Here is an 11,823-nt window from a genome sequence, read left to right as displayed (position 1 = left end):
CGGGCCCGACGTGGTGAGTGGTGTGAGGTCACGTTCCGCCGAAGACGCCGAGATCACGCAGTGGGCCCAGCTCGCCGGCCGCGGCGACCACCGAGCCCTCGAACGGTTCCTGCGGGCCACCCAGCCGCACGTCTGGCGGTTCATCGCCGGTCTGAGCGACACGCAGACCGCCGACGACCTGACCCAGGAGACCTACCTGCGCGCGCTGGGCGGCCTCAGCCGGTTCCGGGCCGATTCGTCGGCCCGGACCTGGCTGTTCACCATCGCCCGGCGGGTCGTGGCCGACCACATCCGCGGCCTGCGGGCGCGTCCGCGCCAGGCGGCGCTGGACGACTGGCAGGCCGTCGCGGAGGGCGCCGCGCCGTCGGCCTTCGAGGAGCGGGTCGTGCTCGACCACCTCGTCGCCGCGCTCGAACCGGACCGGCGGGACGCCTTCGTCCTCACGCAAACCCTCGGACTGTCCTATGTGGACGCCGCCGCGGCGTGCGACTGCCCGGTGGGCACGATCCGCTCCCGGGTCGCGCGCGCCCGCGACGACCTCACCACGGCGATGCGGGACACCACCGTCCGCTGCGCCTAGGCTCGGCGGATGGGACGTCTCGTCACCGAAACGCTCGGCTACGACGGCGGCCGTCCGGTCACGGCGTACGTTCCGGCGGCGCCGCCCGAGGCCGTCGTGTTCGCCGGCGACGGTCAGCTGATCGCCTCGTGGGGTGACGTCCTCGAGGCCGCCGGTTCGCCGCCCACGATGATCGTCGCCGCCCACCGCCTCGACGACGAGACAAAACGGATCCACGAGTACTCGCCGGGCTTTTCCGCCTCGGCACGGTTCGCCGCCCACGAAACGTTTTTCGTCGAGGACGTCCGCCGCTGGGCGCGTTCGCGGTTCGGCGTCGCGCTGCCCGCCGAGCGAACGGCGGTGTCCGGCGTCTCGGCCGGCGGAGAGCTGGCGCTCGCCATGGGACTTCGCCATCCGGACGTCTACGGCACGGTCTTCTGCGCGTCACCGGGCGGCGGCTACCAGCCGCCCGCCGCCCTGCCGAAACCGCTGCCGCGCGCGTACCTCGTCGGCGGCACGAAGGAGCCGTGGTTCCTCGCGAACGCGACCCGGTGGGCCGACGCCCTGCGCGACGCGGGCGCGGACGTCGTCCTCACCGAACGGGACGGCCCGCACGGCGGCGCGTTCTGGCGGGAGGAGTTCCCGCTGATGGTGGCGTGGGCGTTCGCACCCTGACGAGAGACGGGGTGTAACAACCGGCGTGCCTCGACGACTTGATGTTGGTCGACGAAGGAGGCGCTCGGTGACGGACCCGATCACGGTGGATCCACTCGAGGAACTGACAGCGTTGTGGGCACCAGGAAGCGCTGTCCTGTGTGTCGGGGCAGGCGACCTCGGGGTTGAGTCGGTGGCGACCTGGCACGTCAGCCCGGCCGGCGATCCGACGGGAGCGTGGATCTACCCCGCCAGCGAAGTGTTCGGCTCTCAGGATGCGGCGCGACGTGTCTTGTCCTTCGTCGAACGTCGCGCGATCGCCGCCGTTCACCCGCAGAATCTGCAGGAGTGGCTCGACCGGCTGACCACGACGGCGAAGGTGAACGTCGAAGACGGCTGGTGGAAGGGGCAACTTTTCTCGCCGGTGGATGCGTTCCGCGAGACGGCCCGGCGAAGGCAGCAGTACGTCGTCACGGTCGAAGCCGCACGTGAGAACAGCAAGACGATCACTCCCCTGGAGTGGACACACGACCTTCCCGACGACGCCGAAGTCCAGGACTACTCCTCCCTGCAACGCATCGCCCGCATTTCGAGCGCGCCGGGGACTCCCGTGGTGTCCGAAATCCTGCCGATCGCCCGCACGCTGAGGTGGCTGGTGTCGATCTGGGCGGAGACCGAGCAGGTGAAGAACCGGCGCCGCTACGTGCGTGCCGAACACGGTGATCCCGACCCGCTCCCGCCGCAGTGGCTGGCCGCGGTCCAATCCGCCAGCACCAACCGGCTGCCGCTGTGACGACCGCACACGGCTACGCCGTCATCGACACCGAGACCACCGGCATCCTCACCGGCTGGCACCACCGCATCGCCGAGATCGCGGTCGTCCACGTGGACCCGCGCGGGAACGTCACCGACGAGTGGGTGACGCTCGTCAACCCTGACCGCGACCTGGGTCCCCAGGCCATCCACGGTATCCGGGCGGCCGACGCCCGCCGCGCGCCCCGGTTCGAGCAACTCGCCGGCGACCTCGTCGAGCGTCTGCACGGGCGCGTGGTAGTGGCACACAACTGGACTTTCGACGCGATGCACCTGCGTGCCGAGTTCGGTCGGCTGGGTGTCGACACGCCGTTCGAACCCGACGCCGGGCTGTGCACCATGCGCGCCGCAGGCCGGGCGCAGCTGAGTTCCGGACGGTCTCTGATCGACTGCTGCGCGGCCGCGAGACTGCCCGAGCGTGTGTGGCACACCGCGCTCGACGACGCGCGCGGAGCGAGCGAGCTGCTCGGCTTCCTCCTACGGCGCGCACCGAGCGCCGTGGATGTCACGGGCGCCCAGCTGCGCGCGGCGAACTGGGCCTGGCCACACCTCGAACGGCGTCGGACCCCGGCAGTTCGCCGGACGGCGATCGGCCACGTCGAACCACACTTCCTGGCGAAGCTCGTCGAGCGGACGCCACGGGACGGCGAACCCGTGGTCGACGCGTACTACGCCATGCTCGACGACGCCTTGCTCGACCGGCAGATCTCAGCCACCGAAGGCGACGCACTCGTCGAGATCGCCCACGACCTCGGCCTGCACAAGAGCGAAGTTGTGGCCCTGCACCTGAGCTACCTGCGCGACCTGGCCCGCGAAGCCTGGGCCGACCAAGTGGTCACCAGCGACGAGCGTCACGACCTGCTCACCGTGGCCACCCTCCTGGCTCTCGATCCGGCGATCGTCGAAACCATCCTCGACGAGGAGCGTGACGCCGCGCGGGCACCGGGGCAGGAAAGCAAGGTCGGCGGTCTGGTCCTGCGACCGGGCGACAAGGTCGTCCTGACGGGTGCGATGAAGCGCGAACGCGCCGACATCGCGGCCGAAGCCACTGCAGCAGGCGTCCGCGTCACCGGATCGGTCAGCAAACAGACGCGAGTCCTCGCCGCGGCCGACCCGGACTCCATGTCAGGCAAGGCCAAACGAGCCCGCGAATGCGGCGTTCCAGTCGTCTCCGAGGACGCATTCCTGCAGGCGCTCGCGAAGCTCGTCAGCTGGGACCGACAGCCTGCTGGCCAAACGGGCCGTGGGTCGCCGCACTCGCCGGCGATTTGGTCCACGGTGGTGAGATGTCTGCCTTGAAGACGCGGCACTCCGCCCGCACAGTGGTCCTGGACGAGAGGACCGCGCCCTGATCTGCAGGCACGTCATCCGTAAACAGGCAGGGACAGTGGTCGTGTGGGCGTCCCGGGCGGTGGCATCGAACCCGATGAGACTTCCTCTTACGAGTCCCGGCTTTCTCCGCGCTCGCCCTCGCGCCGTCACCGCCACGTTGGCCAGCGATTCCCGCTTTCGATCTCGGCGAAAGGATGATCGGTGAAGCGCATCGCGCTGTCCGAGGTCCGGGTGGTCGTCCGTAGCCGGACCACGAGGCGACCAACCAGACGCAGCGCTACGTCCGCGAGCAGCCCGACGGTTCAAGAACGTCGTTCAGGTCACCTTGATGACGACCTTGCCCGCGGCGTGGCCGTTCTCGACGGCGGCCAGCGCGGCCGGGGCGTCGGACAGTGGGTGGACCGCGCCGACCACCGGCACGAGGACTCCGTCGAGCGCCAGCTGCGCCGAGCGCGCCAGATTCTCGCGATCGAGGCGCCGCTCGACGAAACGCCCACCCACCTCGGGCACCGACTGGTCGCCCACGGCGATGACGTTGCGCGGTTCACGAGCCAGCGAGGCGACCGTCCGCAGCGAGGGCCCGCCGACCAGGTCGACGATCCCGTCGACGCCGTCCGGAACCAGGTCGCGGGCCATGGCGACGACGTCCCCCGCGGTGTAGTCGACGAACCGCACCCCGATCGCTTCGGCCTGCTCGCGCTTGGCGGAGCTGCCGGTGCCGAGCACGTGCAGACCGCGCGCCGTGGCCAGCCCGGCGACCGCCAGGCCGACCCCGCCGCCCACCCCGTTGACCAGGATCGTGGCGTCGGCCGGGAGGCCGAGCTGGTCCAGCGCGTCCACCGCGGTCGTGCCGGCCACCGGCAGCGTCGCCGCCACGGTCACCGGCAGCCCCGCCGGGATGCGCGCGGTGTTCGCCGCGGACAGCACGGTCGTCTCGGCGTAGGTGCCACCGCCGGTCAGCGCGAAGCCGAAGACCGCGTCCCCCACCTCGAGCCCGTCGACGTCCGCCCCCACCGCGAGCACGGTCCCGGCCGCTTCCATGCCCAGCACGCGCGGGAACGGGCGACCGCCGTCGAGCCCGGGGACCAGACCCGCGCGCAGGAGGTGGTCGAGCGGGTTGACCCCGGCGACGCCGACCCGGACCAGCACCTCACCGGAACCGGGGGCGGGATCGGGGCGGTCGAAGAACTCCTGCACCTCCGGCCCGCCGTACCTGCCGAAACCCCACGCCTGTCCCATTTTCCGCCGCCTTCCGGATGACCGCCCGGTGGTTCCGGGTCCTGCGGCCATCCTCACCGTTCACACCGGTGTCAGGGGCAACCGGCTGAGGCGCGGGTCACAGCTTCAAGCCGGCCGGCACGGTCCGGTGCCGGCCTCGAGCACCACGTCGAGCGCGCCCCGATCACCTGTCCCTGTCCGGCTTCCGCGCTGACGAACGCTCGACGGCTGCCGCATCGCGCTGTCCGCGATGCGCGGCCATCCGGACCGGGGAGTTCACCGCTCCGTCACCGGCATAACCGCCGATCCGTTGCACGACCTCGAAGAAGACCCGGCCGCCGAGCACCTGGGTGAAAAAATGCAGCAGTTCCCCGTGCTCGTCGCGGTCGTAGAGCACCGACTGGCGCCGCAGGGCGGTGAGCAGCTCGGGAGCCGGGGCCAGGCGGGCGTCGAGGTCGTCGTAGTAGTTCCCGGGGATGTCGAGCAGCGGAGCGCCGAGTTCCCGCATCCGGCGCGCGCTCGCGAGCGCGTCGTCACTGGTCAACGCGATCCGCTGTGGCTCCCGCACGCTCGGGGCCCATTCCCCTCGCCGCAACAGCGCGGATTCGAGGGTGATGCGGACGCGGCCGGACGGGTCCGTCACCGTGCGGCTGCGCACCAGCCCGAACGGCGCCGCGAACTCCGTCACCGGCTCCGGCTCGAGGCCGAGCACCGCGCGGTAGAACAGCGCGGCCTCGTCGAAGTGGTCGAACGGCTGGGTCAGGCCCAGGTAGTCGATCCCGGTCACCCCGCCGCCCGGGACGGACGCGCCGGACAGCGTGAAGTCGCCGAGCCAGCTGTCGCCGGTCTCGGCTCCGGTGCGGCAGAAGAAGACCGACGTCCCGTCCGGCGCGGCGATCGCCGAGAGGTCCGCTTCGCCCGCACGGTGATCGCGCGGCAGGATCGGCGCCAGCAGCCGCTGGGCCCGGCGGGCCGAGCCGACCGGGTCCGCGCTCTCGACGGCGACCGCGCCGACCGACGCGCTCCCCGCGGGGCCGGAACCGTCGTTGTTGAGCAGGATCCGCGCGTCGCCCTGCTGCCACAACCGCACGGGCTTGGACCGGTGCCGGCCCGTCTCGGCGAAACCCAGCCCGCGCAACGCGTCCGCCACCCGCGGCGCCGACACGTCGTCGACGGCCAGCTCGACGAACGTGTGCCCGCCCAGCGCCGGTGCCGGCGGCAGCTCCGCGACCCCGAGGTTCTCCTGCAGGGCCAGCAGCGAGCGCATCGCGTCGACGGCGGCCGGTGCCGGGTCGGCCTGGCGGAAGACGTCGTTGAACACCTCGAGCGACAGCGGCCCGCGGTACCCGGCCGCGAGCACGTGCCCGGTGAACGCGGTCAGGTCGAACGAGCCCTGACCGGGGAACAGCCGGTGGTGCCGGCTCCACTGCAGCACGTCCATCTGCAGCCGCGGGGCGTCGGCCAGCTGCAGGAAGAACAGCTTCTCGCCGGGGATCGTGCGGATCGCGGCCGGGTCGCTGCCCCGCGAGAGGATGTGGAAGCTGTCGAGGCACAACCCGAGTGCGGGGTGGGCGGCCCGGCGCACGATCCGCCAGGAGTGCTCGTAGGTGTTGACGAACCGGCCCCAGGCCAGCGCCTCGTAGGCGATCCGCAGGCCGCGCGCGGCGGCGTGTTCGGCCAGCAGGTGCAGCTGCTCGGCGGCGAGGTCGTCGTCGTCGACCGCGTCCGGGGACACCGTCGAGCAGACGAGCATCGTGGCGGTGCCCAGCTGCTCCATGACGTCGAACTTGAGCTCCGCGCGCCGGAGGTTCTTCGCGAGCACGGCCGGCGGCACCGCCTCGAAGTCCCGGAAGGGCTGGTACAGGTCGATCGACAGGCCGAGCTCGGCGCAGTGCTCGCTGATCTCCTTCGCCGACCACGGCGAGGCGACGAGGTCGTTCTCGAAGATCTCCACACCGTCGAACCCGGCCCGGGCGGCCGCGGTGAGCTTGTCTTCGAGGGTCCCGGAGAGGCAGACGGTGGCGATCGAACGGCGGGATTCAGTCGAGGACATCGGCGGGCTGCCTTTCGCGGGGGTTGTCTCCGGTGAGCACGCCGAGGTGGCGCAGCATCCGCCCGGCGTCGGGTTCGGCGCCGGTGAACAGGGTGAACGCCTCGGCCGCCTGGAACACGGCCATGCGGCCGCCGTCGAGGACCCGCGCGCCCCGCGCACGGGCGGTGCGGAGCAGCTCGGTTTCGAGCGGGCGGTAGACCACCTCCGCGACCCACAGGCCGGCCCGCAGCAGGCCGGCGGGCAGCGGCAGCCCGGGGTGGGCGGCCATCCCGGTGGGGGTGGCGTGCACCAGGCCGTCCGCGGCCTCGACGTCCGTCACGAGGTCCGTTCCCGCCGACGCGCGATCGGCCCCGAAGCGGCCGGCGAGGGCCTCGGCCAGTGCCTCGGCCCGGCCGGCGTCGAGGTCGAAGACCCGGACGCGGCCGGCGCCGGCGGTGAGCAGGCCGTGGGCCACCGCGGCCCCGGCCCCGCCCGCGCCGAGCACCACGACGGTGCCGAGGTCCACGTCCGGCAGCCCGGTCCGGAGGCCGCGGGCGAAGCCGGACCAGTCGGTGTTGTGCCCGATCGCCCGGCCGTCCCGGAAGACGACGGTGTTGACCGCGGCCAGGGCCGCGGCGTCGGCGGACAGCGCGTCCAGGTGCTCGAGCACCAGCTGCTTGCAGGGGTGGGTGATGTTGAGGCCGCGGTAGCCGGCGTCGCGAGCCGCGGCCAGCAGCGGGCCGACGGCGGTGGCCGGCACCCCGTGGTCGTCCAGGTCGAACCGCGCGTAGACCAGCTCCAGCCCGAGCCTGCGGGCCTCGGTCTCGTGCAGCGGCGGGCTCAGCGACGGCCCGATACCCGCCCCGACCAGCCCCGTCAGCACTGTGCCGGGCCTCGCCCGCGACGCGGTGGCGCGGATCGCCTCGACAGCCGAAGACAAGGACACGACCACTCCCGTAATGTACGAACCAGTACGTTATTTGTACCTCACCGTGTCGGCACCGTGAAGGGGCTTCGATCTCCGGCGACGTCCTAGAGTGGGCACACCAGCCGATGTGAGGGAAGGACGTCCGTGGCCGCACCAGCACAGGACGAGGCGACGAAGGGCAGGCCCGAACGCATTCGCGACGCGGACCGGACCCGCGCCGAGATCCTCGACACGGCCGCCCGCGAGTTCGCCGAAAAGGGCTTCGACGGTGCGCGGGTGGACGAGATCGCCGCGCAGACCCGCACCACCAAGCGGATGATCTACTACTACTTCACCAACAAGGACCAGCTGTTCGTCGAGGTCCTCGAACGGGCCTACACGGTCATCCGCTCCCTCGAGCAGAACCTCGACGTCGAGCACCTGGACCCCGCCGAGGCGATCCGGCAGCTCGCGGGGCTCACCTTCGACCACCACGAGTCCCACCCGGACTTCGTGCGGCTGGTCAGCATCGAGAACATCCACCGCGCCGAGCACATCGCGCGGTCGACCGCGCTGTCCAACCTCGCCAACCCGGCGCTCGACGTGCTCACCCGCATCCTCGCGCGCGGCCGTGAAGCCGGGCAGTTCCGCGACGACGTCGACGCGCTCGACGTCCACATGGCGATCAGCGCGTTCTGCGTGTTCCGCACCGCGAACCGCTACACGTTCAACGCCATCTTCGACCGCGACATGCTGGACCCCGCGCACCGCGAGCACCACCGGCGGATGCTCGCCGACATGCTCGTCAGCTACCTGACGACGCGCTGAGCTTCACGCGATCCGCACGATCCGGTCGGCGACCGGCGGGTACCGGGCGAGCACCTCCGGATCGTGCCCCGGGACCACCAGACCGGTGCCGGCGAGCTCCTTGACCCGGTCGAACGCGGCGTACACCCCGGTCGTCGAATGCAGCAGCGGAGCCGGGTGGTCGCGTTCGATGTTCTCGTAGAAGTGGCTGGCGTCCGAGGCGAGCACGACCGCGCCGGCGGCGGTCCCGGCCCGGACGACCTGCATCCCGGCGGTGTGCCCGCCGACCAGGTGGACGCCGATCCCGGGCACGACCTCGGCGTCCCCGTCGACCAGGTCCACCGGCGCGTCCCGCAGGTGGCCGAGGACGACGTCGTCGAGCAGCCAGCGCTCCCGCTCGATCCGTTTCGCCCACGGCCCGGTCCAGTAGTCCATTTCGGACCGCTGGACCACGAACCGCGCGCCGGGGAAGTCGGCCACCGTGCCGCAGTGGTCGTAGTGCAGGTGCGTGAGGACGACGTGGTCCACGGCGGCCGGATCGATGCCGAGCCCGGCGAGCAACCGGACCGGCTCGACGTAGTCGAGTCCGTCCATCTGCCGCGCCCGTTCCGGCCGGATGCCCGCGTCGACGACCACCGTGTGCTCCGCCGACACCGCGACCCAGACGTAGTAGGCGGTCGGGTGACGGTCCGCGGAATCCTTGCCGTAGCCCAGGAAATGCTCTCCGCGGTAGCCGGTCCGCCGGCCGTAGCACAGGGCGTAGACCTCGAACTCGCTCACTTCGGGACGCCGGCCTCACTCCGATCGGGCACCGGTTCCTTGCGCCCCAGCTCCTCGGTCGGCACCCGGTAGGTCTCCCGGCCGGTGGCCACCGCGACGACGTTCACCAGGCACAGGGCCGCGGTGAAGACCGCGACCCCCAGCCACGCGCCCCGGCCCGTTCCCGTCAGCGCGACGGCGATGGTGGGCAGGAAACCGCTGATCGCGAACCCGATCTGGGTGCCGATGGCCGTGCCCGACAGGCGCACTCGCGCGGGGAACATCTCGCCGTAGAACGCCGGCCACACGGCACTCGTCGCGGTGTAGACGATGCCGAACATCCCGATGCCGACCACGAAGATCCAGAGGTAGCTGCCCGCCGCGATGGCCCCGAGGTAGGCGAAGATCAGGATCGCGCAGCCCACCGAACCACCGATGAAGATCCGCTTGCGCCCCACGCGGTCGGCGAGCTTCGCCCACAGCGGGATCGAGATCACCGCAGCGACGTTGGCCAGCACGCCGACCCACAGCATGGGGGTCTTGTTCAGCCCCACCGTGTTCACGGCGTAGCTCAGCGCGTAGACGGTGAAGATCGTGCTGACCGAGGCGATCAGCGCCGCCACGACCACGCGCAGGACGTCGGCCCAGTGCTCGCGCAGCAGCACGGCCAGGGGCATCTTCGCCACCTCACCGGTCGCGACCTCCTGCCGGAAGACCGGGGTTTCGTCCAGCGAGCGGCGGATGAAGTAGCCGACCAGCACGACGACGGCGCTCAGCCAGAACGGCACCCGCCAGCCCCAGGACAGCAGTTCCGCCTGTGGCAGCGCGGCGACCGGCAGGAACACCGCCGTCGCGAGGATCTGCCCGGCCTGGGTCCCGCTGAGCGTGAAGCTCGTGTAGTAGGCGCGCCGGTGCTCCGGGGAGTGTTCGAGGCTCATCGAGTTCGCGCTGGCCTGCTCGCCGCCGGCGGAGAAGCCCTGCAGCAACCGCAGTACGACCAGCAGGATCGGCGCGGCCACGCCCAGCGAACCGTAGCCGGGCAGGCAGCCGACGAGCACAGTGGACAGTCCCATCAGCAGCAGTGTCGCCAGCAGGACCCGTTTGCGGCCGAACTTGTCACCCAGGTGCCCGAGCAGGAGCGCCCCGAGCGGCCGGGACACGTAGCCGACACCGAAGGTCGACAGCGCCAGCAGCGTGCCGGTGGCCGGCGACGACGCCGGGAAGAAGATCTTGTTGAAGACCAGTGCCGCCGCCGTGCCGTAGATGAAGAAGTCGTAGTACTCGAGCGCACTGCCGATCCACGCGGCCAGGGCCGCTTTGGCGGGCCGTCCCGCGGGCGGTGTCTCCAGTGTGCCGTCCGGACGATCGGTCACGTCGATCTCCTCCGCGGGTGCGCCGTCGCAGTCCAGGGCCCTCGGCCGCGCGGCTATGTACCGTACGGTTAATTAGAGAGGTTGAACGGCGTCCCGGGAGTTGTCAAGTCTCAGCGGCGGGCCGGCCGGATCGACGGTGGCTCGGCGTAGATCACCGCGCTACCGTGCCGATCATGAGCACGGACGACTGGCTGGCCGACGTTCGCACCTCTTACGACACCCTCGCTGCCGGCTACGCCGACCAGGTGCGCGAACTGCTGGACGGGCGGCCGCACCTGCGAGCGGCTCTCGCGCTGTTCGCCGACAACGTGCGGGCCGCCGGCGGCGGCCCGGTGGCGGACGTCGGCTGCGGGCCCGGCTACGTCACCGCCCACCTGCACGAACTCGGTGTCGACGCGTTCGGCATCGACCTCTCCCCCGGGATGATCGAGGTGGCCCGGCGCGACCACCCCGGCCTGCGGTTCGAGGTGGGCTCGATGACGGACCTGGCCCTGCCTGCCGCCTCGGTGGCCGGCCTGCTCGCCTGGTGGTCGCTGATCCACATCCCCGACCACGAGGTGCCGACCGTGTTCGAGCACTTCCACCGGGCCCTGCGGCCGGGCGGACCACTGCAGCTCGGGTTCCACGTCGGCGACGGATCCCGGTCGGAGACCGACCACCTCCGGCAGCCGGACCAGGTGGCGACCTGGCTGCGCGAGGCCGGGTTCGACGTCGAGGCCCAGTGGCTGCTGCACCCGGACGAGAAACCGGGAGCGGTGCTGTTCGCACGCCATAAGCCCTGACTTCGGCAACCGCCAGTCATCCTCGAGAACGACCTGAATCTCGGCCGCCGGAGTGACGCCCGAGTAGCGCCGAGGCCCTTACGCTTCCGTCCGGTGAGCGGATTTCCGCGGAGTTTTCGAGGAGGAGTACCACGTGAAGTCGGGCGAATACGTTGCTGCGACCGCAGAGGAACTCGCGGCGAACACCGCGGCGGACAAGGTCGCCGGCGGGGTGAGCCAGAAGGCGTTGTTCCGGCGGCGCGGCGAAATCCGGTTCGACGGGGACACGCTCACCCTGAGCGGCTGGGCCGGCGGACAGGACCTGCACCTGCGCGGCGCGGACGTCACTTCGGTCCGGCGAGAGTTCACCGACCTGTACGGCCGGTTCGTCGGCGGGCTGCTCGACAAGGGCAAACCGCTGATCCTGGAGACCGGCGCGGGCGAGATCTACCTGCTGATCGACCGCAAGGAGTTCATGGAGACCACCGACAACAAGTCGTGGGAGAAGGAGCTCGCCGCCTGGAGCGGCCGACAGTAGGGTCCTTTGTGGACGTCGCCCGGGAAAGGTGATCGTGAGTCCGGCGCGGATGCGGGACCCGGAACTACCA

General features: G+C 71.3%; 12 protein-coding genes. 7 read left to right on the top strand and 5 right to left on the bottom strand.

Features of this window, described 5'->3' with window-relative positions:
* The first annotated feature begins 22 nt into the window (after positions 1–22).
* From ACIOD2_RS41755 to ACIOD2_RS41740, 4 genes are all read left to right on the top strand, one after another.
* Positions 23–580, top strand: coding sequence for a sigma-70 family RNA polymerase sigma factor (locus tag ACIOD2_RS41755; protein ID WP_400550918.1), 558 nt, complete (start codon positions 23–25; stop codon positions 578–580).
* A 9-nt stretch (positions 581–589) separates the two neighbouring features.
* On the top strand, positions 590–1,234 hold the full coding sequence (locus ACIOD2_RS41750; protein WP_400550917.1) for an alpha/beta hydrolase: 645 nt from the start codon (positions 590–592) through the stop codon (positions 1,232–1,234).
* A 67-nt stretch (positions 1,235–1,301) separates the two neighbouring features.
* Positions 1,302–2,006 (top strand): DUF6218 family protein, encoded by a 705-nt coding sequence (locus ACIOD2_RS41745; RefSeq protein ID WP_400550916.1) that lies wholly within the window; start codon positions 1,302–1,304, stop codon positions 2,004–2,006.
* Positions 2,003–3,325 carry an exonuclease domain-containing protein gene (locus ACIOD2_RS41740; RefSeq protein ID WP_400550915.1) on the top strand — a complete coding sequence of 441 codons (1,323 nt, stop codon included), beginning with the start codon at positions 2,003–2,005 and terminating at the stop codon, positions 3,323–3,325. Before ACIOD2_RS41745 ends, ACIOD2_RS41740 begins: the two co-directional genes overlap by 4 nt.
* Before the next feature lie 348 nt (positions 3,326–3,673).
* Here ACIOD2_RS41740 and ACIOD2_RS41735 read toward each other — a convergent pair whose 3' ends face one another.
* The 3 genes from ACIOD2_RS41735 to ACIOD2_RS41725 all read right to left on the bottom strand — a co-directional run bounded on the left by ACIOD2_RS41735 (position 3,674) and on the right by ACIOD2_RS41725 (position 7,548).
* Positions 3,674–4,597, bottom strand: coding sequence for an NADP-dependent oxidoreductase (locus ACIOD2_RS41735; RefSeq protein ID WP_400550914.1), 924 nt, complete (start codon positions 4,595–4,597; stop codon positions 3,674–3,676).
* A gap of 163 nt (positions 4,598–4,760) precedes the next feature.
* Positions 4,761–6,629: a bifunctional sugar phosphate isomerase/epimerase/4-hydroxyphenylpyruvate dioxygenase family protein gene (locus ACIOD2_RS41730; RefSeq protein ID WP_400550913.1), complete on the bottom strand. Its 1,869-nt coding sequence runs from the start codon at positions 6,627–6,629 to the stop codon at positions 4,761–4,763.
* Complete coding sequence (locus ACIOD2_RS41725; RefSeq protein WP_400551611.1) at positions 6,616–7,548, bottom strand: shikimate dehydrogenase; 933 nt, start codon at positions 7,546–7,548, stop codon at positions 6,616–6,618. Before ACIOD2_RS41725 ends, ACIOD2_RS41730 begins: the two co-directional genes overlap by 14 nt.
* Before the next feature lie 132 nt (positions 7,549–7,680).
* Here ACIOD2_RS41725 and ACIOD2_RS41720 point away from each other — a divergent pair, with 132 nt between their 5' ends.
* On the top strand, positions 7,681–8,343 hold the full coding sequence (locus tag ACIOD2_RS41720) for a TetR/AcrR family transcriptional regulator (protein WP_400550912.1): 663 nt from the start codon (positions 7,681–7,683) through the stop codon (positions 8,341–8,343).
* A 3-nt stretch (positions 8,344–8,346) separates the two neighbouring features.
* On the opposite strand, the gene ACIOD2_RS41715 is transcribed toward ACIOD2_RS41720, so the two are convergent.
* The gene (locus tag ACIOD2_RS41715; protein ID WP_400550911.1) at positions 8,347–9,102 is read right to left on the bottom strand and encodes an N-acyl homoserine lactonase family protein; all 756 of its coding nucleotides are present in this window, start codon (positions 9,100–9,102) and stop codon (positions 8,347–8,349) included.
* Positions 9,099–10,454, bottom strand: coding sequence for an MFS transporter (locus ACIOD2_RS41710; RefSeq protein ID WP_400550910.1), 1,356 nt, complete (start codon positions 10,452–10,454; stop codon positions 9,099–9,101). Before ACIOD2_RS41710 ends, ACIOD2_RS41715 begins: the two co-directional genes overlap by 4 nt.
* Positions 10,455–10,627: 173 nt before the next feature.
* Here ACIOD2_RS41710 and ACIOD2_RS41705 point away from each other — a divergent pair, with 173 nt between their 5' ends.
* The gene (locus ACIOD2_RS41705) at positions 10,628–11,236 is read left to right on the top strand and encodes a class I SAM-dependent DNA methyltransferase (protein WP_400550909.1); all 609 of its coding nucleotides are present in this window, start codon (positions 10,628–10,630) and stop codon (positions 11,234–11,236) included.
* 133 nt (positions 11,237–11,369) lie between these two features.
* Positions 11,370–11,753, top strand: coding sequence for a hypothetical protein (locus ACIOD2_RS41700; protein ID WP_400550908.1), 384 nt, complete (start codon positions 11,370–11,372; stop codon positions 11,751–11,753).
* Positions 11,754–11,823: the final 70 nt, after the last annotated feature.

The sequence above is a fragment of the Amycolatopsis sp. NPDC088138 genome, assembly GCF_044741685.1.
GTDB lineage: Bacteria > Actinomycetota > Actinomycetes > Mycobacteriales > Pseudonocardiaceae > Amycolatopsis.
This window is presented reverse-complemented; position numbering and strand designations above follow the sequence as displayed.

Coding starts and splice junctions, on each gene's coding strand:
- ACIOD2_RS41735 (WP_400550914.1), bottom strand. CDS start 4,597: ATGGGACAGGCGTGGGGTTTCGGCAGGTACGGCGGGCCGGAGGTGCAG.
- ACIOD2_RS41705 (WP_400550909.1), top strand. CDS start 10,628: ATGAGCACGGACGACTGGCTGGCCGACGTTCGCACCTCTTACGACACC.
- ACIOD2_RS41730 (WP_400550913.1), bottom strand. CDS start 6,629: ATGTCCTCGACTGAATCCCGCCGTTCGATCGCCACCGTCTGCCTCTCC.
- ACIOD2_RS41750 (WP_400550917.1), top strand. CDS start 590: ATGGGACGTCTCGTCACCGAAACGCTCGGCTACGACGGCGGCCGTCCG.